Origin of the sequence: Brevibacillus sp. IT-7CA2 (genome assembly GCF_949767855.1) — a bacterium.
Lineage (GTDB): Bacteria > Bacillota > Bacilli > Brevibacillales > Brevibacillaceae > Brevibacillus.
Genome location: NZ_CATKQT010000007.1, coordinates 42,928 through 60,657, shown reverse-complemented (window position 1 = coordinate 60,657; position 17,730 = coordinate 42,928). Strand labels below are relative to the sequence as shown.

The 17,730-nt window shown below is 48.2% G+C and carries 20 protein-coding genes and 1 other RNA gene; 2 read left to right on the top strand and 19 right to left on the bottom strand.

Going from position 1 to position 17,730, the window contains the following annotated elements:
• Positions 1-8: 8 nt before the first annotated feature.
• The 8 genes from ACM6JA_RS04775 to ACM6JA_RS04740 form a co-directional block, all read right to left on the bottom strand.
• Positions 9-824 carry a stage 0 sporulation family protein gene (locus tag ACM6JA_RS04775; protein ID WP_007719901.1) on the bottom strand — a complete coding sequence of 272 codons (816 nt, stop codon included), beginning with the start codon at positions 822-824 and terminating at the stop codon, positions 9-11.
• A 3-nt stretch (positions 825-827) separates the two neighbouring features.
• Complete coding sequence (gene holB, locus ACM6JA_RS04770) at positions 828-1,808, bottom strand: DNA polymerase III subunit delta' (protein WP_047074446.1); 981 nt, start codon at positions 1,806-1,808, stop codon at positions 828-830.
• A 16-nt stretch (positions 1,809-1,824) separates the two neighbouring features.
• Positions 1,825-2,271, bottom strand: a complete 447-nt coding sequence (locus ACM6JA_RS04765) for a YaaR family protein (RefSeq protein WP_007719898.1) — start codon at positions 2,269-2,271, stop codon at positions 1,825-1,827.
• 92 nt (positions 2,272-2,363) lie between these two features.
• Positions 2,364-2,693, bottom strand: coding sequence for a cyclic-di-AMP receptor (locus ACM6JA_RS04760; protein ID WP_007719896.1), 330 nt, complete (start codon positions 2,691-2,693; stop codon positions 2,364-2,366).
• A 133-nt stretch (positions 2,694-2,826) separates the two neighbouring features.
• Positions 2,827-3,468: a dTMP kinase gene (tmk, locus tag ACM6JA_RS04755; protein WP_414851411.1), complete on the bottom strand. Its 642-nt coding sequence runs from the start codon at positions 3,466-3,468 to the stop codon at positions 2,827-2,829.
• A 39-nt stretch (positions 3,469-3,507) separates the two neighbouring features.
• Positions 3,508-4,980 carry an aminotransferase class I/II-fold pyridoxal phosphate-dependent enzyme gene (locus tag ACM6JA_RS04750; protein ID WP_414851410.1) on the bottom strand — a complete coding sequence of 491 codons (1,473 nt, stop codon included), beginning with the start codon at positions 4,978-4,980 and terminating at the stop codon, positions 3,508-3,510.
• Positions 4,981-5,084: 104 nt separating this feature from the next.
• Positions 5,085-5,267, bottom strand: coding sequence for a sigma factor G inhibitor Gin (locus ACM6JA_RS04745; protein ID WP_007719893.1), 183 nt, complete (start codon positions 5,265-5,267; stop codon positions 5,085-5,087).
• Positions 5,268-5,327: 60 nt separating this feature from the next.
• Positions 5,328-6,317: a hypothetical protein gene (locus ACM6JA_RS04740; RefSeq protein WP_414851408.1), complete on the bottom strand. Its 990-nt coding sequence runs from the start codon at positions 6,315-6,317 to the stop codon at positions 5,328-5,330.
• Between the two features lie 209 nt (positions 6,318-6,526).
• Here ACM6JA_RS04740 and ACM6JA_RS04735 point away from each other — a divergent pair, with 209 nt between their 5' ends.
• Entirely contained in the window at positions 6,527-7,054 is a 528-nt protein-coding gene (locus ACM6JA_RS04735; protein WP_414851407.1) for a hypothetical protein, read from the top strand.
• A gap of 16 nt (positions 7,055-7,070) precedes the next feature.
• Here the strand turns inward: ACM6JA_RS04735 and ACM6JA_RS04730 are convergent, their stop codons facing one another.
• The 10 genes from ACM6JA_RS04730 to ACM6JA_RS04685 all read right to left on the bottom strand — a co-directional run bounded on the left by ACM6JA_RS04730 (position 7,071) and on the right by ACM6JA_RS04685 (position 15,840).
• A complete protein-coding gene (locus ACM6JA_RS04730) occupies positions 7,071-7,337 on the bottom strand; it encodes a pro-sigmaK processing inhibitor BofA family protein (protein WP_007719887.1) in 267 nt (88 codons plus the stop codon).
• A gap of 12 nt (positions 7,338-7,349) precedes the next feature.
• Positions 7,350-7,580: a DUF2508 family protein gene (locus ACM6JA_RS04725; RefSeq protein ID WP_376899361.1), complete on the bottom strand. Its 231-nt coding sequence runs from the start codon at positions 7,578-7,580 to the stop codon at positions 7,350-7,352.
• A gap of 15 nt (positions 7,581-7,595) precedes the next feature.
• The gene (locus tag ACM6JA_RS04720) at positions 7,596-8,573 is read right to left on the bottom strand and encodes a lysostaphin resistance A-like protein (RefSeq protein ID WP_414851406.1); all 978 of its coding nucleotides are present in this window, start codon (positions 8,571-8,573) and stop codon (positions 7,596-7,598) included.
• A 59-nt stretch (positions 8,574-8,632) separates the two neighbouring features.
• Positions 8,633-9,106 carry an SRPBCC family protein gene (locus ACM6JA_RS04715; RefSeq protein WP_414851405.1) on the bottom strand — a complete coding sequence of 158 codons (474 nt, stop codon included), beginning with the start codon at positions 9,104-9,106 and terminating at the stop codon, positions 8,633-8,635.
• A 169-nt stretch (positions 9,107-9,275) separates the two neighbouring features.
• Positions 9,276-9,872, bottom strand: a complete 597-nt coding sequence (gene recR / locus ACM6JA_RS04710; RefSeq protein ID WP_007719874.1) for a recombination mediator RecR — start codon at positions 9,870-9,872, stop codon at positions 9,276-9,278.
• A 28-nt stretch (positions 9,873-9,900) separates the two neighbouring features.
• Entirely contained in the window at positions 9,901-10,212 is a 312-nt protein-coding gene (locus tag ACM6JA_RS04705; protein ID WP_041749751.1) for a YbaB/EbfC family nucleoid-associated protein, read from the bottom strand.
• 45 nt (positions 10,213-10,257) lie between these two features.
• On the bottom strand, positions 10,258-11,955 hold the full coding sequence (gene dnaX / locus ACM6JA_RS04700) for a DNA polymerase III subunit gamma/tau (protein WP_414851404.1): 1,698 nt from the start codon (positions 11,953-11,955) through the stop codon (positions 10,258-10,260).
• Positions 11,956-12,095: 140 nt separating this feature from the next.
• Positions 12,096-13,529, bottom strand: a complete 1,434-nt coding sequence (locus ACM6JA_RS04695) for an ATP-binding protein (RefSeq protein WP_414851403.1) — start codon at positions 13,527-13,529, stop codon at positions 12,096-12,098.
• A gap of 230 nt (positions 13,530-13,759) precedes the next feature.
• Positions 13,760-14,024: signal recognition particle sRNA large type (gene ffs, locus ACM6JA_RS04690), an RNA gene on the bottom strand.
• A 55-nt stretch (positions 14,025-14,079) separates the two neighbouring features.
• Positions 14,080-15,840, bottom strand: coding sequence for an HD domain-containing phosphohydrolase (locus ACM6JA_RS04685; protein WP_414851402.1), 1,761 nt, complete (start codon positions 15,838-15,840; stop codon positions 14,080-14,082).
• 214 nt (positions 15,841-16,054) lie between these two features.
• Here ACM6JA_RS04685 and ACM6JA_RS04680 point away from each other — a divergent pair, with 214 nt between their 5' ends.
• Entirely contained in the window at positions 16,055-16,945 is an 891-nt protein-coding gene (locus ACM6JA_RS04680; protein ID WP_414851401.1) for an EamA family transporter, read from the top strand.
• Positions 16,946-17,068: 123 nt separating this feature from the next.
• On the opposite strand, the gene ACM6JA_RS04675 is transcribed toward ACM6JA_RS04680, so the two are convergent.
• Positions 17,069-17,728, bottom strand: coding sequence for a DedA family protein (locus ACM6JA_RS04675; protein WP_414851400.1), 660 nt, complete (start codon positions 17,726-17,728; stop codon positions 17,069-17,071).
• Positions 17,729-17,730: the final 2 nt, after the last annotated feature.

The following is a 17,730-nucleotide window of genomic DNA, read 5'->3' as shown; positions in this document are numbered from 1 at the left end:
CCCACGCTTTATTCAAAGGTGGGGAGACCTATCGCAATCTCATCCAATCCGAATTCGGTGACACGTTTGTCGATTGAAAGCTCTACTTGGATAGATTGGTCAAGTACGTTTACGGAAACGACTCGTCCATTCCCCATCGGGGTGGTGACCATTTTGCCAACGTCCGGCATCTCATCCTTCGAGCTTTCATAGTTGTCGTTCTCGTATTTTAAACAGCACATCAACCGGCCACACAGACCAGAGATTTTAGCTGGATTCAACGAAAGATTTTGGTCCTTGGCCATTTTGATCGAGACAGGCTCGAAATCGCCGAGGAACGTCGAACAGCAAAGCAACCTGCCACAAGGCCCGATCCCGCCGAGCATTTTGGCTTCGTCACGCACACCAATCTGGCGAAGCTCAATCCGGGTACGGAATACGGAGGCGAGGTCTTTTACCAGCTCACGGAAATCAACCCTGCCGTCAGCGGTAAAATAAAAGATAATCTTGTTGCGGTCAAACGTGTATTCCACATCGACCAGCTTCATATCGAGCTTGTGCTCTTTGATCTTCGTCTGACATACAGCAAAAGCATTCTTGGCGGCTTGCTTGTTTTCATCCACCTGTTTAGCATCTCGCTCGTCTGCCATCCGAATGACCTTTTTCAGCGGCAATACGACATCAGACTCAGCCACTTCTTTTTTGCCAATGACGACCTTGCCAAATTCGACCCCTCGCGCCGTTTCAACGATGACGGTGCAGTCTTGCTCAATCGGCAGTCGGTCAGGGTCGAAGTAATATATTTTGCCCGCTTTCTTAAAGCGGACCCCAACAACCTCGTACAAGGGTTATCCCTCCTGGAATTGAAGAACCAACCGCTCAAGAGCCAACTGTGCGTTGGCATTTCGCTCTATCCGATTTTTCGTCTCCATGACCAAATCTATCCCACGCAAGAGCTCAGCTTTTGTCCATACCAGTGCTTGTCCTTGCAGCACATCCTGTTGGTCGCTGTTAATGAGATGGGCATGCCTGCCTACTTGCAAATACAGGATATCGCGCAGCCAAAGGATGAGCAAATCTAAAAAGAGGGGTAGTTCCTCTTTACTTTTGTCGCTCTTTTGCAACATATCATGGATCGTTAAGAGTGCAGAGGAATTACGCTGTTTGCACTCCTGCACCAATTGTATCACTAGATTTCTTAGCTGTGCAAACGATTCTGATTGGCTGAGTGTCATGGCTTCTTCCACATTTGTCGTAATGTGGGAAGCAACCTGCGCCATTCCCGCCAAAACGCCCTCTGCACGCAACTTTTCCGCAATCGATTCTGCAGAAAGTGGTGAAAATTGAACGATTTGGCATCGAGATAAAATCGTAGGAAGAATCGCATGGCTATGCTCTGTTAAAAGCAGGGCCAGTACACCAGCGGGCGGTTCCTCCAGAAACTTGAGCAGACTGTTGGCAGCCTGTGTCGTCATTTTATCGACGTGCTCAATGATATATACCTTGCGTGATGACTCGACGGCGCGCATCGCCATTTCTTTTTGCAGCGAACGGATCTGGTCGATTTTAATCGAAGCCCCATCAGGCGTAATAAACAACACATCCGGGTGATTGCCACCCTCTATGCGCCTGCATGTAACACAGGCCCCGCAGGCGTCTGCCTCCCTTTCCGAACAAAAAAGGGACTTCGCCAGATGCAGGGCCATCTGCTTTTTACCTGAACCTTTGGGACCCGCAAGCAAGTAGGCGTGTGCCAGTCGTTCGTTTCGCAAACTATGATACAGCAGTTCTTGTGCTCGTGGCTGCTGAGAAAAACGGGTCCATGTCATGATGGTTTCACACCCACTAAAAATACAAATTGATCAACATGCCGCGGATTTCGCCAATCCTAGCTAACAAATCAATCGTTGGTGCCTGCTCGCTCAAGAGCTCATCTGTCAGTTTGAGCAGCTCTGCATCCACCTCTTTGACGATTTTGTACAGCCTGCTGCGACCACGTCGATTCATTCCTCGTCTATCGTCTAAGGCAATACCGAACTTCACAGCCTCTTCCATGAACTGCTTGACGAGATTTTTATAAGCATAGAAGTCACGAACGGCGCGGGAACGAGCAAGAATCTGTCCCTGCCTGTCTATGTCTGTCAGTAGCCGGGTAAGCTTCTCCTGAGACATACGTTCGTCTTCTCCTTGAATCATCGTGCCAAAATTCAGCTTTTCCAGTTGAGGATTCTTGCGTGAATCCGTCGTTTTAATCAAGTCCAGTTTAGGCCGTAACCCATCACTGATTTTCATATCGCCACCTCCGTCGCCCGATCCAATACAGGGTTTATCCCCATGAGATCAAGTATATACGAAAGTTACGAAAAAAGAGAGAAGGAACCACGTTAAAATGAGTGGAACTCTCCGACATCCAATACGAATACTGCCGCACCACCCACCTGTACTTCCAGCGGATATGGCATGAACGAGTCTACAGCATTACTGAGTGGAGAGACGGGAGTGACCATTTGTTTGCGGGATTTGCAATTATGCGCAATGATGTCGATTACTTCCGGCACGCTTTCGTCAGACGTACCGATCAAAAAAGTTGTGTTACCGGCGCGTAAAAAGCTACCCGTACTAGCCAGCTTTGTAGCACGAAAACCTTTTTTCACCAGTTGTTGAGACAGACGACCACTATCTTTATCTTGGACGACCGCAACTACCATTTTCATCGGCTATCACCCTTTCTCCCATGATCAATTCCGAATTTGACTTCTTCATTGTATGAAAAACACGTAGGCTTGGTACGTTATTTCGCTTAAACATATTATACAGCATGTACATCATCCTGCGGTACAGGGAACCTTATAATCTGTCTAGCAGTACCTGTAGGGCAGATTGATATACATGTTCCATCGGCTGCTCGGCATCAATGACGACAAAGCGCTCTGGATCGCGTTCCATAACCAGCTGATACCCTTCCCGAACAAGCTCATGGAAACGCATCCCTTCCAGATCGAGACGATTCACTTCGCGCCCACGGGAGGCATTAATCCGCGCCAATCCGGTTTCGGGCTGTACATCAAAGAACAAGGTCAATTCCGGCATGCAGTCACCGACAGCAAATCGGTTAATCTGGTAGACAGCATCAATGCCCAATCCCCGCGCATGTCCTTGATAGGCGAGACTACTGTCGATAAAACGGTCGCATAGTACCAGCTTGCCCTCTGACAAAGCAGGTAACACCTTTTCCGCCAAATGCTGGCCACGTGCTGCCGCGTACAAGAGAGCCTCAGTTCTTTCATCCATCTGCGTGTGGGCCGGATTCAAAATAATTTCCCGAATTTTTTCGGCGATATCAATTCCACCGGGCTCACGAGTCAAAAGCACATCGACTCCCCGCGCCTTCAGCTCTTTGTACAGCTTGGCGATGACGGTAGATTTCCCTGCCCCTTCTCCGCCTTCTATCGTAATAAATCGGCCTTTTTTTCCTGTTGCCACTTCCATACTCCTTCCACCCCTGTTGTAGCAGGCCAGTTGCTTAAATTATCGTAAAACCTGTATCGTTTGTAGCTGGTCGTCCTGTACGCCGTGGAATCGCGTTTGTCCTTTCGCCAATTCCTTCAGCATCGCCAGACTTTCTTCATCGATCCGCTCGCCTGGCACCAGCACCGGAATCCCTGGTGGATATGGAATCACCAGCTCTGCCACAATGCGTCCCAGAGCCTGCTCCAAAAGAATTGACTCCCTCGGGCAGTCAACGGCTTCATGCATCGGCAATGCCTGCTCACGCAAATAATGGGAAGACACGACTCCCGTCAAAAGAATGCGCTCCTCTCCCGGTTCTACTTGTGGCACCATCGATTCAAGCAATCTCCACAAAGCATCAAGGTCACGGGAGGATGTTCCTGTCGAGGCTGCGAGAAGTACATGAGAGTCATCCGCCAGCTCCGAGAAAATTCCGTGCTTTTCCATCCATTTCTGCAACTCAAATCCACTGAATTGGGCCGTTCGCAAATGGAAAAACAGCTTCAACGGGTCAAGCGTAGCGTATACGCTGTTCGTGGACAGTCGCGGCCAATCCAGCCACTCCAGTCGATCGAGTCGCTCCCGAAACTTGTCCAAAAGCGGCAACAACCTGTTCCACTCCTCGATCGCCGCAAGCGCCAGATGACGTCTGGCTACATCAAGTGAAGCCATCAGCACATACGATGGGCTGGAAGACTGAAGCATGGCAAGATGACGGAACAACCGTTCACGATCAATCCGCTCTCCCTGAATATGCAGCATCGAGGACATCGTCATAGCCGTGCCCATTTTGTGTGTCGATTGGACCGAAGCATCCGCACCTTCCTGCATGGCAGAACGCGGAAAGGCAGGATGGAACCCGTAGTGGGCACCGTGAGCTTCGTCTATCAAAAGCGGTACGTCAAACCGATGGACAGTAGCCGCCATTTTCGCCAAATCGATACCCATTCCATAGTAGGTCGGGTTCGTCAAAAAAACTGCCTTGGCATCGGGGTGTGCAAGCAGCGCACGCTCTACATCTTCGCGCCTTACACCCGCAGCGACTCCTGTTGCCAAATCGACGGCAGGTACTAAAAAGATCGGGGTTGCTCTCGCCATCATAATGCCGTTGAATACAGACTTATGGCAATTGCGTTGTACGAGAATCTTATCGCCCGGTCTGCATACCGTCATGATGAGGGCGATATTTCCTACTGTACTTCCTCCGATCAAAAACTTGGTCTGTTCCGCATGGAAGGCTTGCGCCGCCAAAGCCTGCGCTTCTGCAATGACACCTTGTGGCTGATGCAAGTCATCTGTCCCGCTAATTTCCGTTACGTCCAGCTCCAAGATGTCTTGAAAGCGATTTTTGGCATGGTTGTCAAAGCTGTGGCCCATTTTATGTCCTGGCACATGAAACGGATGCGGCCGATGCTTGGCGTGCCGTTCAAGCTGTTCATAAAGGGGCGCACGCTTTTGTCGCTCCCGAAATTCAACATCTCTCTCCAACACGCGCGACTCACGTCCTTTATTTTTATTCCCCTATTTTAGCATGATTTGGACACGCATGAGTCCAGCAAAAAAAAGACACCGGAATGCACCGATGCCTTCTTTCTTCACGCATCTTTTCGCAACCAAATGCGTCTCATCTGATGAATAAAAAATGGATACTTTTCATCCTGTACATCGGTATTGACCATTTCCTGTTCGCACCGCTGACAGATAAACTGCTCACAAATGGCGATTCCGTCATTCTGCTCTTGTTCACAGACGATACATCGCTGAGCAACTTTTTCCATAGTGAAAACGCCTGCCCTTTTCCTCAATATACCAACCATTATACCCTATTATAGTCAGCATCATTCCCAAACGTTCGTGTTTTCGCCGATAGCTCGGTAGGCTTGGAAGTAGGACTGGGCTTCCTGCACAGGGAAACATGCTGCCGCATCAATGACGTAGGACTGCCTCATCGCGTTAACCAGCTCGGGTAACGGTAGTTCAGCAATGGTCGTACCCACGGCATTTCCGATCACGAGCAAATCCGCATCCTTTACAGCATCCTGCCACGAATCGTATAGCGTCCAACCCGTCATCCTTTTGTTCGGAATTGGCTTGTCCTCCCCCATGTACACCGCAACGTCTTTTTCAGCGAACCAGTCAGAAGACATATGCTCCCATAGCGAACCCTCTCCCCAAAGTATGATCCGCTGTATATTCGCTTTTTGTAGAACGAGCCTGCATTCTTTTTCGAGCCATCGAACTATGAAGGAAGAGTCTTGGCGGGAAGGGTAGAGCCAGCCCTGACCGACTCGTTTATCCAGACCAAGCGCGCGGCTAACTTGCAGCAAAGAAATTCCCCTCTCATCGCAGCTGGCACCAAGTTCGAGGTAAAACTGCTCCTTCCACGCCAAATAGCGCGGTAATTGCCGAAGCGCTTCATCCACTTCGCGCATCCCGCATACCATTGTCACGAGTGAGCAGCGAGCGAGCTGTTTACAGAGGAACCGCATCCATCTCCCATTGGGTTCCCCTCCTAGCAAAGCACGCTCGTGGGTAAATAACGCCATGCGAATGACCTCATGCTCTCCGTTGTGCTTGTATTGGGTATGTAAAGTATTCGCCCAGTCGTATGGCACGTCGCTTCCGTAAACGAGTGTGAGCCATGGCCCCGCTCCCAGCTGTTGCATCCTTTCCTGCAAAAGCTTTCCATCACTCTCTTTTGTCAGCAGAAATCCATCAGCGACTTCATCTGAGAAGTCTGTTTGGTAAACAGTCAGCTCAATCCCACACGCTCCAAGCTCATTGCCGCATCTGGCTACGACCTCCTCTGAAATGACCCATAGCCTCACGCTTTTCTTCCCTCCTCATCACGCCCTACCGAATCGCTTTCCACATCATTCCTTTTATCCTACCCATAACAAAAAGCCGTCAGTCCAGTCATGCTAGACAAACGGCTTGTATCATTCGTTGTATAAGCTTTCTCAAGATTTGCGACTGTGCGATAATGGAAACGCAGACTTTCATTCATCCAGACCGCTGTAAAAGGAAGTGACTTCTCATGAAGGAAACCGCCGCCCATACGATCTATAGCTACAAGCTGCTCTATCGTTTTCGCTGGCGATTTGTCGGCTACCTTTTTCAACTGTTGTTAATAGGCTTGTCCCTTATTTCGCACTCATTCATGCTACAAGTTCCCGCTTATACGCTGATTGTAACGTTAGCGATTCTACCCGTGATACCGATCTGTCATTTGGTCTTATTTCGACTGTATGCCCTTCTACGCAGCCATAAGCCAAAGACAACTGCTGATATGCTCGTCTCTCCGTGGTGGGGTGCAGGCTATCCACTTCCCATCCCGCTATCTGTTTATCGGGGCGGTGAGCTCACGGTAATCGTGGGAAGTATGGCGATAGCAGCCGGGGCTTATGTGTGGCTTTCGGAAGGATACGCGCTAACCTTGATCACCGGAACGCTGATCGTTGCGCTGCCACGCCTCCTCGCCTTCCTTGCTTCCTTTCGTCAGCCAAGTCGTAGCCGGGTGAAATACGAAGATCGCGGCGTTGCTTTTTTGCTTACCGATGGATGACCGAATCGATACACCTTTACATAACCCATAGCTTGATGACAATCAACGCTGCCAATCCAGGCAAACGGAGAAGTCCGACGAGCAGAGCCGTCACCGGGTTGATCGGGATGTGGAAGTTAGCCAACTCTCCAACCAGATTGGTGAAAAACAGCAATAGTGCGCCAATCACGACTTGCATGATCCCAAATCCAATCCACCTGATCGGGCCCGTGACAGATTTGCTGGCGGCAATCACCAGCAAAATTCCAACTACAATCAGTGCTATAACCCACCCTGTAGTCATCGGCTTTTCCTCCTATGCCTGTTGGCGATTCCTCTCGCGCTTTGCTTGCGCGAGTAAATACATATACCGCTTTTCGGTCACATGCAAATAATAAATGACATCATCCAAGCCGCCATCCGGTTCACTGATCTCCGCAAGATGGCGGGCATGCTGCCAGTCCATTCGGGCCTGATTGACTGCTACATCCAAGCTCGCTTCATTCCATTCCACCACGAACCGCGCTTTTTTTCTCCACCTACTCACCTGCAAGCTTCCCCCTCAGTGAAAGTAGTAAAGTACTCCTGTCATGTTGTTCACTGCATGCAACAAAACTGCTCCCCAGATCGATTGGTACCGATGTCGAACGAATCCGAGTAAAAGTCCAATGACAAAAAGCGGAGCGAACAGAGCGAGATCCATATGCAGGAGCCCAAACCAGAGACTGCTCAGGAAGATACCCATAATGGGCCCGATTCTTTGAACCAGATAAGTCTGAATCACGCCGCGAAACAAAATCTCCTCCGCAATCGGAACCAATATGCCAATGACCAGAAGCGAGGTGAGCGCCGCCAAAATATCCGTTTCTTTCGCCTGTACAATCTCTTTTTCGATCTGTTGCTCTCGCTCTGATGACAGAGACAGTCCAAACCAGTCCGCAATCGGGTTAGTCACCACCGCATCCAGTACCAGTGCAATCAAAAGAAACAGAGCAGCGAGCATCAACAGCATCCGGCCTAGTCGTACAGGTCGGCGAACGCCGATTTCCCCCAGTCTTCCACGAAACCACAACGGAATCAAAAACAGCAGGAACAGTTGGAAAATAGCTGATTCCAATATCCCTCCGATCGTACCGGTGGAAAAGAAGGTACCTTCCAGTAAAAACCCATACAACAGCAGTACGCCCGTTTGAAACACATGCAGCCAAGCTACAATATGCAGTACATCATTCCCTGAAAGCTCGTCATATTGCCATAGCCATGACGTCTTCTGCTGTCTTTCTCTTAGCAAGCTCACAATGAAACCAACGGTCGCAATGAAGCTAAATACCGCCACTGCAAATGCAAGTAATCCTAGCCATACCTCCGGTTGCCCGACAGTGGTAGCGACCCACTTCCCGTCTTCACCCTTGTGAAAACGAATCATGGATAACTCCGCAGCAAACATGAGCCAATACCCAATAAACAGCATGATCGCCCATGGAGTGGACTTTTGTCGCCGTATCCCACTCGCAAGCGACAGTCCTGGTCCTGTCAGCATCTCCTCACGCTCCTATTTCACTGTATGTCTCGTCCATTCAAAAAAGTCCGGCATTTCTATCAGGATTGCAAAGCTTTTATTTGTGCTTCTGCTATTTGCTTGAGATATTCATTGCGCGTCCGCAAAAAACGCGTCATATACGCCTCCAAGAACAACCAATCCGCGAGCTTCCCCAAAATACCCAGCGGAGATGTGTAGTCAAAAATATCGATCATCCTCGTCTGATTGTCCGTTATCGGAATGAACTCATGCGTGTGATGAAACCGTTTGAATGCGCCAGAAACCATCTCATCTACGAAATAGCGCGGCTCCTCCATCTCAGTGATTTTCACCGTCAAATTCTGCTTGATACCGAAGTGAATGGCTTCCCAGGTAACAGTCTCCCCCAGGTTTATCAGTCCGCTCGTTACTCCTCCAATCGCTCTCTCCTTCGTGCTGGCGGTCGATTCCATATGCAAATCAATGCTTCTGGCAGCATCGAAGCAGACCTGTCGCGGAGCATCTATCAAAAACTCCATACGAATAACCGACATACTGCATCCTCCTCTCGAAACGAAAAAAAGACAGGCAGACCCCGTCTTCTTTTTTTAACCTATATCGTTCGTACGTATCGAATTCCCAAGGATGATATTTAAAAAGTCGTCCTTTCAGCACCGAGAAAGTGCCGAGAACCTGAAGAAGGAGGAGCGAAGTGTAGGGGACCTACAGGTCGCGTCTGCCTTCCAATGCTTTGGTCAGCGTCACTTCATCGGCGTACTCCAAATCTCCACCGACTGGCAAGCCGTGCGCGATACGCGTCACGCGAATACCAAAAGGTTTAATCAGCCGGGAAATGTACATCGCTGTTGCTTCCCCTTCGATATTCGGATTGGTCGCCAAAATGACTTCCTTCACCTGCTCGTCACCGAGGCGCTTCAACAGGTCAGGAATGCGAATATCCTCTGGACCGATCCCATCCATAGGAGAAATCGCCCCGTGCAAAACATGATAATACCCTTCAAACTCTCTCGTCTTCTCCATCGCTACCACGTCTCGCGGCTCTTGCACCACACAGATGATCGAGCCGTCGCGACGTTTGTCTCGACAAATATGACATGGATCGAGATCGGTAATATTGTTGCAGACCGAGCAGTAATGAAGCTGACGCTTGGCATTGACCAATGCTTTTGCCAGATCAAGCACGTCGTCCTCTTTCATATTGATCACAAAAAAGGCAAGCCTCCCAGCGGTTTTGGGACCGATGCCGGGCAATTTCATAAAACCATCAATGAGCTTTGAGACCGGTTCTGGATAAAACATCGCCTACTCCTCTTTTCCTGCCCAATTTTTAGAACAGGCCTGGGATGTTCATGCCTCCAGTAAATTTGCCCATTTCCTTGCCTACCATTTCATCTGCTTTGCGGAGTGCATCGTTCACGGCAGTGAGCACCAGGTCTTGCAGCATTTCTACATCTTCAGGGTCTACTACTTCTGGCTTGATCACGATGTCTTTGATTTGCTTATGTCCATCGATTTTCACAGTGATAGCACCGCCACCAGCAGAGCCTTCCACGATTCTATCTTTCAAGCCTTCTTGCGCTTTTTGCATTTCTTCCTGCATTTTTTTCACTTGCTTCATCATTTGTTGCATTTGCTGCATGTTTTTCATTGAGGTATCCTCCCTAAATGGTTATGAGTGTATGATTTAGTCTTTGACTTCAACAAGACCTTCTCCGACGAGCTTGATGGCTTCCGCCAAAAACGGGTCCTCTTCCGGCTCATCAGAAGCGTCTTTTTGACCAACCTGCTGGTCTACACTTTGCCACTCTTCCTCCATGACAGACAAGAGCTGCAGGGGCTTGCCCAGCACCGTAGACATAACGCGCTCGATCACGCTCCGAAGCTCTGCCTCCATCGTCTTATCGCAATGGATGGCACTGTTGAAGGTTACGACAACAGCTTCATTGCCGGCAGCTACCGGTTGACCATTGACTAGCCAAGCCTGGTACTGAATCTTGATCTTTTTCAGTTCGGTCAAAATTTGACTCCACTGCCCGCGCACCTGTCTCGTCAAATTCTCATCCATGGCCTTCGCGACTTCCCTGACTCTATTCATCGGGGTTCGTGAACCACCAGAAGCCGCAGCTATGCGCCTTGGCTCGTTCTTGCGTGTTTCTTCGGTCTTTTGCTGGCCGGGAATGCTCACCTGACCTTGCATCACTTGAACCAAACGCTCTTCCAAAACGCGGATACGATTGGACATCGCGGTCAGTTCCTCGCTGTTAACGGGTGAGGCTCCCATAGATTCCGTCACATTCGCATTTGGCTGGCACATTTTGGCAAGAGTCAGTTCAACCAGCACCCTTGCATAGGTCGACCATTTTAATTGCGACAAAGCCTGATTGCAGGTCTCAATCGCGTCGTAAAGCACCGGAAACGAGTACAGCTTTGCAACCTCTGCAAACTGATCATCAATCATGGTCCGCTCGACAATCTCTTCTAGCTGCGGCGCTGTTTTCAACAACAGCATATCACGGTAATAGTAGAGGAAATCGTGCAGGAACTGCTCCGGGTCCTTCCCTTGCACCATGACTGTATCAAATTGCTCCATGACCTGTGCAACATCGTTTTCGGCAATATGTCGCGCAAGCACAGAAAAGTAAGATTGGGCAACTGTGCCCGTAATCTGCATAATATCACTAGCACGAACCTCGTCCTTGCTATAGCTAATCGCTTGGTCCAACAAGCTAAGAGCATCACGGGCTCCACCTTCAGCCATCTTCGCTACGAGCTGCAGTGCCTGCTCCTCCACCTGCACCCCTTGTGATTGGCAAATCCTTTGCAAAAGATCGACCATCACCCTCAGTGGAATTCGGTGGAAATCAAAGCGCTGGCAACGAGAGATAATCGTCGCTGGCAGCTTGTGCGGCTCTGTCGTCGCCAAAATAAAAATGACGTGGGACGGCGGCTCTTCGAGGGTTTTTAACAAAGCGTTAAATGCCTCTGTCGTCAGCATATGCACCTCATCGATGATGTACACTTTATACCTGACGTCGCTCGGGGCAAATTTCACTTTGTCGCGAATGTCGCGGATCTCTTCAACACCACGGTTGGATGCCGCGTCGATTTCCAGCACATCCGTTACAGAACCGTTGGAGATGGCTCTACACGTATCGCATTGATTGCATGGCTCGCCATCTATGGGCTGCTCGCAGTTCACTGCTTTCGCCATAATTTTGGCTGCACTTGTTTTTCCCGTACCTCGGGGACCGTTGAATAAATAGGCATGGGACAGCCTATTTTCGCGTAAAGCATTACGCAAGGTTGTCGTAACATGCTCTTGTCCGACTACGTCTTGAAAAGTCTGCGGTCGGTATACGCGGTATAGCGCGGTATAAGCCATGTTCGTGTGACACTCCCCATCTGCACAGTCCTCTTCTATATCCTATTCAGTATACACGATTGCCACCGTTCGTACAAAGTGAACGGACATGTCTCACAGAAAAACGCCCCGTTCACAATTGTGCGGGACGCATTCTACTCCTAATACGGCAGCATGATATGGAAGGTCGTCCCAAACCCTTTGGAGGAGACACGGATTTGACCGCCAATATCGTGAATGATTTTTTGGCAGACAGACAATCCGAGTCCTGTCCCTTCCTCTTTTGTCGTAAAAAACGGATCAAAAATCTTATCAATAATGTAAAGCGGGATGCCCGGACCTGAATCGTGAATATCGATACTCACTTTGTCGCCATCCTGATCGAAATGATGGGAAATCCGAAGCGACCCTTGCTCTCCCATTGCTTCTATTCCATTTTTGCAGATATTAATGAACACTTGCTTCAATAGCTCGTTATCCCCGACGACCATCGGAAGCTTACCGCGAGAGGCAAACTGGACATCAATTCCGTACAGATTCGCCTGTGACTCGACGATCGGCAAAATTTCCTCAAAAACGGTATTTAAGTCGACCATGGAATATTGAATATTACGTGGCTTGCTCAATAATAGGAATTCACTGACTAAAGAATTGATGCGGTTGATTTCGGTGAGCATGATTTCGGTGTACGTTTTTTCCCTCTCCATGCCGCTGTCACCGAATGACTTGAGGAACATTTGCAGAAATCCTTTGATCGAGGTAAGTGGATTGCGAATCTCGTGTGCTGTACCAGCAGCAATTTGCCCGATCATCGCCAAGCGTTCATTCCGCTCGAGCTTTTGGGCGAAGGATCGCAGGTTTGTTATATCTTTGAAAAGAATAAACGCCCCTACTATTTTCCCCGACTCGTCTTGGAGTGTATTTGCGTCGACAATCAGCTCATAACGTTGGTTGTCATTGGTCCAGGAAGTCGCGACATTTTGCAGCTTTACGCCTTCCAACAGTTCTTTTTTAATGAACCGATGCGGTTCGGGGATGCCGCTAAATACTTGATCGACGTGTTTATTGATGACGTCCAGTCTCTCCATACCCAACAGCTTGCACGCCGTCTGACTAGCTTCGATAATGATCGATTTCTCGTCGAGGATAAACAAGCCCATGCTTGTATCATAGGTCAGTTTGGTCAGCAATCGTTGCGACAAAAGCTGGTCGCTTTCTTTTACGAGTTGGGGAAAATGGATCATGTACAGAAGTTCTTCTGCTTGTTGTGCCATGATCATGACAGATGTGTTCCTGCATCTCCCCTGTTTATCACACCATTCCAGTTCGACCTCGCCTTTGGTTCCCACTTCTTCTTCCTTTCGTAAATATTCCTCATACAGGTGTTCCATGGAGCCTCGATGGGGAAGAAGAGAGCTGATAGGCGTATTGACAAGTTGATCGCGTGAATATCCGGTTACACGAAGCAGTTGTTCGTTGACCTCCACGATACTACCCGCTTGATTCACCAATAAAACGGCAGTAGGCAGTTGATGCATGAACCGCTGCAATCGACCGGACGAGCCCACGAGATGTAACGAAGAAAGTGCACTCATAGCTTGTCCCTCCTGGCCTATGACGTATTTTGAAAGGAAAGAAACGAAATCCTTTCCGCCTATTATGAAAATTCGTGAAAACGCTCATAAAACCTTCATTCTATCCACCTGAAAAGCATGGAAATGTTTCGCTAGTTATCGTCAAATTCCAACAAAAAATAATTGGATCGCAAAATAAAAATAGCATGCTTCCCTTCGGAAACATGCTATCTGTACATGCGTGATAAGTACCGTGCACCTATCTTCGATAATTCTTATCCGAGCGTTACTTATGGTAGCAGCTCAGAGCAGGCTACCCTGCGGCACACGCGATGATCCACTTATGGCTGCTTCCTTCCGGACCTGACCAGGTTCATGGGTTCGCGTTGCACAGGACCCGCTCCTCAACACCGCCGCCATAAGGCAGCCTCACATAAGAAAACCTAGGATAGGAATTCAACCCTGCTATTGCGGATTGCAGGTTACAGGGCACCGCAACCTCCCCGTCTAGCACGGTAGAATTAGAATACCAAAGTTAGTAGCCGATAGCAAGGAGTAAACCTATCCAGCGCTAGGAAATCTCTCTATCCTTACTAACTCTTCCCTTACAATCAGCCGATTGTGTAATCTGAATAGCTCCATCCTCAAAAGCCTTCTTAAAAATCGAAACAATGGAGGGGTCGAACTGTGTTTCTTGGCATCGCAGAATTTCTTCGTACGCCTCTATTGCGGACATGGCTTTGCGATAGGAGCGTGTAGAAGTCATGGCATCAAACGTATCTGCAACGGCAAGAATACGCCCAATCAGCGGGATTTCTTCCCCTTTGAGCTGATCAGGGTACCCTTTTCCATCCCATCGCTCATGATGATGCCTTACCCCTGGACTGATATGTGACAGGTTTTCTATTTGCTCTACAATTTCTCCACTGATGATGGTATGAGTTTTCATACATTCATACTCGTCAGGCGATAGCTTTCCTGTTTTTAAAAGGACGTGATCAGGAATGGCTACTTTTCCGATATCATGCATTAAGCCAGCATAACGTAAATCATCTCGTGAAACTACAAGCTGTTCCTGCTGCTGTAAATAATCGTAAATGATAAGGGCATAGTGCGTAACTCGTTCTGTATGTCCTGCTGTATAAGGGTCCTTCATCTCTACCGCTAAATAAAAGCTGCGAACGATTTGATCCAGGCTCTGTTGCGAATACTCCCGCTCTCGGGTAATTAACGCATGCATCTGTTCTGCCATCGTGTTGAACTTATTCTCCAGTAGCGTTATTTCTTTCATACCATGTATCGGGACGCGTATGGAAAAATCACCTTTCAACAAGGAGTCAGTGGCGGATACCAAGCTATAGATCGGCTCACCAATCCATTTTGATAAACGATGAGCCACATAACAGGCAAATAAAACAACGATAAAAAGGGTGAAACAAAAGATGAGGTTCAAACGTTGTAATCGTTCATTAATCCCCTCTCTCGGCAACCACTCAAAATAAGCACCACCGCTTTTTTCAGACACTTGACGGTATACGTAAATGTCCTTGCCTTGGATGAGCAAGGAAAAGAGTCCTTTTTCATTGGATTGTTCCCACTGCCTGCGTACCATTTCATAATGAGGAAGCGTCGAAACATGATTTCCAATCATAGCTTTATCGGTGTGAATCATAATGGTTCGGGAGGGGGAAAGGACCATCATGCCATACTCTTTTGGAACGACATAGGTACGTATCCAGTCAGTCAGTTTATCCAGATTGATTTCCACCAATAAAAGTCCCGTAGCTTTTGGATTCGAACTCTCCAGGCGCTTCTCGAGAAAAAATGATCTTGGGTGCTTCACTTGCTCCCTTTTGGTAAGAAAATCTACCCTGTTTTCTCCGGCTCCCCATTGCTCTCGTTCCATAAATTGATTATCCGCACTCCAACTCTTATCTTCGTGTAGAGAGAAAACTCTTCCATCCTCACCGAGAAAAACAATATTTCCTACTACATTTTGGTTGCGGGAGAAACGCTCGAATAGATTTTGGACTTGTTCCTCCGATGTCCATTCACGCCTGAAGCCATTCTTTTTTCCTTCGACAAAAGATGGTTCCTCTGTGATACGCATGGCTAGTCTATTCGCCAATTCATCGGTATCCTTTTGGATAGACTGAAAAAGGGACAAAAGCCGTTCATCGACGAGCCCTATATTCGCATCCATGTTCGTCTTGTATAGTTCAAACACTGCCACTTTGGCTTGATCATAAAAAAGGAAGCAAACAAGCATAGTCGGCCCTAGAATTAACAATAAAAATGTGGAAAATAATCGATCCCTCCACTTCAGGTACACAAGCCTCCCCCTTTTATCTAAGCTGTTCCCCAAAACTATTGCTACACCATTTATAGTGGGTACGATTATATAGTGTCACTTCACTATTTCCCGCTGGGATCAAACGTAAACCTTTGTTCGAACCAAAAATGGAATCTTCTTCATCCATAGACAAACGGACGCTGTCGTAATATCCTAGCTAAGAATTATTATCGTATGTGAGGAGATGCATCAGATGAGATACATCCTCCTGGTTTTTATCGGAGCATGTAGTTACGGCATACTATCAACCATCGTAAAGCTTGCCTACAAGCAAGGCTATTCGCCCGCAGAGGTAATTGGTGGGCAAATGTTTTTGGGCTTTGTGCTGACCTGGATACCCGCTCTTTTCTTCCTGCGGACCAAGCCTCCCCTTCGCCAGTTGCTATTATTGGTCGCCGTAGGTCTGACAGTCGGTTCCACGGGAATTATGTACTACAATGCCCTGCAATATATCCCTGCCTCAATCGCCATCGTTCTTTTGTTTCAGTTCACATGGATGGGCGTATTGGTCGAAGCTGTGATGACTCGCCGAACGCCTGGAAAGGAGACGATTTTTTCCCTCCTATTGCTGCTGACAGGGACCTTTCTTGCAGGAGGAATTTTTGAGAGTGGCGGATTGGCCCAATTTCATATCCTCGGTGTTGTCTTCGGTCTTCTCTCAGCCGTTTCTTTTACGTTGTTTATTTTGTTCAGCGGGAAAATCGCCATTGCTGTTAATCCGTGGATTCGAAGTTCCAGCATGGCTACTGGCTCTTTTCTGTTGGCCAGCCTGATTTACCCACCCGTTTTTCTATTTAACGGAGCATTGCTGGACGGTTTGTTTCCATACGTATTTTTGCTCGCCTTCTTCGGTATTTTGATCCCGACGGTTTTTTTCAATTATGGAATGCCCCATATAGGAGCGGGGATGGGCGCTATATTAGGAGCAGCTGAGCTACCTATGGCTGTGCTCTCCTCCTATATCATTCTGAATGAATCTGTCTCTATGCTCCAAGTGAGCGGTGTCGTGATCATTTTACTCGGAATCATCTTGCCGGAATGGCTGCGCCAGCGAAACATTCGAAGAAACAAAGCTACCTCATAATCGTTGTCCAAAGCCCATCCATTGTGCCTCTGCCGGACATACGGACGGGTTTTTTTATGATAAAAAGCAAAAAACCTCTGCTCCACGCAGAGGGTTGTTGGCTTCGTCATTATTACATTCGGATTACTCTTGTCGATCACGATCGATCATCATAGGCTTTGGCGCAGCTGCGATGCTTTTTTGTTTTCTCCAAACAGTAAATCCATAATAAGCAGCAGCAATGAGAACCAGTGCACCTAAGACAGAGAAAATCACGGTTCGATTATTCAATAAGGCCACATAGGAAGTAAGCATCTCCACCTTATTTCCCATGAAATGACCGAGCAAAAACAAGATCAGCGTCCATACAAAGCCAGTTGTATACGAAAACAGGGCGTACCGTGGAAACGTCATTTTCCCGATCCCGACCAAGTAAGGAACCACATGCCTGACGACAGGAAAGAAATAGCTGATACATAGCGCGTAGCTTCCGTAACGATCGAGAAGCGACTGCGCTTGATCTACGTACTTGTTCATTCCTTTTTTGCGACTAATCCAGTTCAGTGCCGGTGCACCTAGCCATCTCCCGAGCACATATCCCAATGACAGTCCAGACACAACACCCAAATAGGTCGCGATAAATGCAGGAATAACATGCAGAAGTCCCATCGAGGTCAGCACTCCTGCAGACAGCACGATCACCTCATCAGGAATCGGCATACCAACAATCCCTAGCCATAACATAAAGAAAAGAGCAAAATAGCCAAACTGACCCACAGACTCGGACAGCATATCGACAATCATTT

Bases quoted from the DNA above. Each gene is read 5' to 3' on its own strand.
- holB (WP_047074446.1), bottom strand. From the start codon at position 1,808: ATGACATGGACCCGTTTTTCTCAGCAGCCACGAGCACAAGAACTGCTG.
- ACM6JA_RS04765 (WP_007719898.1), bottom strand. From the start codon at position 2,271: ATGAAAATCAGTGATGGGTTACGGCCTAAACTGGACTTGATTAAAACG.
- ACM6JA_RS04760 (WP_007719896.1), bottom strand. From the start codon at position 2,693: ATGAAAATGGTAGTTGCGGTCGTCCAAGATAAAGATAGTGGTCGTCTG.
- tmk (WP_414851411.1), bottom strand. From the start codon at position 3,468: ATGGAAGTGGCAACAGGAAAAAAAGGCCGATTTATTACGATAGAAGGC.
- ACM6JA_RS04745 (WP_007719893.1), bottom strand. From the start codon at position 5,267: ATGGAAAAAGTTGCTCAGCGATGTATCGTCTGTGAACAAGAGCAGAAT.
- ACM6JA_RS04735 (WP_414851407.1), top strand. From the start codon at position 6,527: ATGAAGGAAACCGCCGCCCATACGATCTATAGCTACAAGCTGCTCTAT.
- ACM6JA_RS04730 (WP_007719887.1), bottom strand. From the start codon at position 7,337: ATGACTACAGGGTGGGTTATAGCACTGATTGTAGTTGGAATTTTGCTG.
- ACM6JA_RS04720 (WP_414851406.1), bottom strand. From the start codon at position 8,573: ATGCTGACAGGACCAGGACTGTCGCTTGCGAGTGGGATACGGCGACAA.
- ACM6JA_RS04715 (WP_414851405.1), bottom strand. From the start codon at position 9,106: ATGTCGGTTATTCGTATGGAGTTTTTGATAGATGCTCCGCGACAGGTC.
- recR (WP_007719874.1), bottom strand. From the start codon at position 9,872: ATGTTTTATCCAGAACCGGTCTCAAAGCTCATTGATGGTTTTATGAAA.
- ACM6JA_RS04705 (WP_041749751.1), bottom strand. From the start codon at position 10,212: ATGCAGCAAATGCAACAAATGATGAAGCAAGTGAAAAAAATGCAGGAA.
- dnaX (WP_414851404.1), bottom strand. From the start codon at position 11,955: ATGGCTTATACCGCGCTATACCGCGTATACCGACCGCAGACTTTTCAA.
- ACM6JA_RS04695 (WP_414851403.1), bottom strand. From the start codon at position 13,529: ATGAGTGCACTTTCTTCGTTACATCTCGTGGGCTCGTCCGGTCGATTG.
- ACM6JA_RS04680 (WP_414851401.1), top strand. From the start codon at position 16,055: ATGAGATACATCCTCCTGGTTTTTATCGGAGCATGTAGTTACGGCATA.
- ACM6JA_RS04675 (WP_414851400.1), bottom strand. From the start codon at position 17,728: ATGATTGTCGATATGCTGTCCGAGTCTGTGGGTCAGTTTGGCTATTTT.